1 protein-coding gene, 1 rRNA gene and 1 pseudogene are annotated in these 1,879 nt (G+C 56.8%); all 3 read right to left on the bottom strand.

What is annotated here, in order from left to right; genetic code table 11:
* Positions 1-661, bottom strand: a pseudogene (locus tag QMG40_RS13805) (hypothetical protein); the annotation flags it as partial.
* Positions 662-766: 105 nt separating this feature from the next.
* Positions 767-1,258: an SRPBCC domain-containing protein gene (locus QMG40_RS13810; protein ID WP_283531650.1), complete on the bottom strand. Its 492-nt coding sequence runs from the start codon at positions 1,256-1,258 to the stop codon at positions 767-769.
* A 303-nt stretch (positions 1,259-1,561) separates the two neighbouring features.
* A 5S ribosomal RNA gene (gene rrf / locus QMG40_RS13815) occupies positions 1,562-1,678 on the bottom strand.
* Positions 1,679-1,879 lie beyond the last annotated feature (201 nt).

Below are 1,879 nucleotides of genomic sequence, written 5' to 3' on the forward strand. Positions count from 1 at the left end.
GGTTATCGCGATCACCATAGGGACGGTCGTTGCTGCGTGCGGGGCGATCATCACGGTTGCCGTAGCTGGGGCGTGAATCGCGGTCCGGTGCCGGGCGTCCCCCCTGGCCACCACGGTTATCACGATCACCGTAGGGGCGGTCGTTGCTGCGTGCCGGGCGGTCTTCACGGTTGCCGTAGCTGGGGCGTGAATCGCGGTCCTGTGCCGGGCGTCCACCCTGGCCACCACGGTTATCGCGATCACCGAAAGGCTTGCGGTCTTCGCGGCGGCCGTTAACCATTGGCCGGTCAGCACTGCGTGCGGGGCGGTCTTCGCGGTTGCCGTAGCTGGGGCGTGAATCGCGGTCCTGTGCCGGGCGTCCACCCTGGCCACCACGGTTATCGCGATCACCATAGGAGGGACGGTCGTTGCTACGCGCCGGACGATCATCGCGGCCACCACGATCATCGCGGCCACCACGATCATCACGGCCACCAAAAGATGGACGCTCATTGTTTCTTACCGGGCGTCCACCTGCGGGACGCGCACCCTGCCCGCTACGCTCACTATATGGACGCGCGGGCTGACGATCGTTCGTTGCCGGACGCTCTGTGTAGGACTTTCCGTTAGCGTCTTGTCCGCGAGAGTTATTGTCGCGCTGTCCTTCGTACTGCTCAGCCATGCCGACTCCTAAAACTATGAGCGCACTAACTGGCACAGTAACAGCCGCTCTTCACTTGTGATCTTCTATTGAAAAAACCATGAACCCAATTGTCCAGACTACAGTCTAGTCCAGCTTGGAGGATCCACCCATGAATCTGACGTATCTGGACAAGATGAGGGGCCAATCACAGTGGATCTCAAATTGTTCGTGTCCGAGGTCACCGGGAGCCCACCCATCGTGTGTCAATACGACTGTTGTTGACTCATCGTCAAGAACGCTGAAGTTCACGCTAACGATCGTTGGGTTCAAGGGATTACTCCCCCGGTGCCAATTAATAGCCAACGACGTCGGTTCCGCCCACGTTCTTATCTCACCCCACACGGACTGAGACCCTGTAAATGAATCCTCCAGTAGGAGGCCTGTCTCGAAACCTACGTGAGATTCGGCGCCAAAAATACTGTGACCTTCCACGGGCCACCAAAGATGGATGCCATCAGTAAACCCGTCAAAAGCTTCTCTTACTGGCACAGGCACGGTTACAGCGCTCACTCGTGCGGCAGGTATCGAATCATTTCCGGGAACGGCGTTTGGGGCATGAGAAAACAAGTTGGACATCAGTCCAGTTTACTCGGCTCTCTTCCGCAGAGTCACAGGCTAGAGAAAACACGGTCCCGTAGGAATCGTGGTGGACAGGAATCCTCAAGGATGTCCCACTCAGGCCCAAATACATACCTGCTGCGTTGAGGCTGAGGCTCCTGACACTCTTTGTGCGTTGGTGGTGCAGCTAAGGTCCTGGGCCCAGGTCGTAGTTCCCGGCTCGTTGCGCCGTGCGCATCTTGGGGTGGTGGGCTTGGGTGGTGTGTTAAATGAGGGAGGCCCCGCACCGTGTGGTGTGGGGCCTCGACCTTTTTATGTGTTGTCCGGCGGTGTCCTACTCTCCCACATCCTCACGAATGCAGTACCATCGGCGCTGTGGGTCTTAGCTTCCGGGTTCGGAATGGGACCGGGCGTTTCCCCCACGCTATGACCACCGTAACTCATTCCCCACGGGCCAGCACGACTGTGTTGGTGTGGGTGGTTTGTTGGGTGTTCTTGTGATGAACAACTTTTATTTCTATTTTATTATACATGTAATTACCATTTCTATAAACCCGGGTTTAGGGGTTTATAGGTTTTGGTGGTGTCATGCTTTTTTTGTTTCCTGTCCGAACAAACGGGTGGGTTTGTTGGTTGGGA

The sequence above is a fragment of the Arthrobacter antibioticus genome (assembly GCF_030063205.1).
Classification (GTDB): domain Bacteria; phylum Actinomycetota; class Actinomycetes; order Actinomycetales; family Micrococcaceae; genus Specibacter.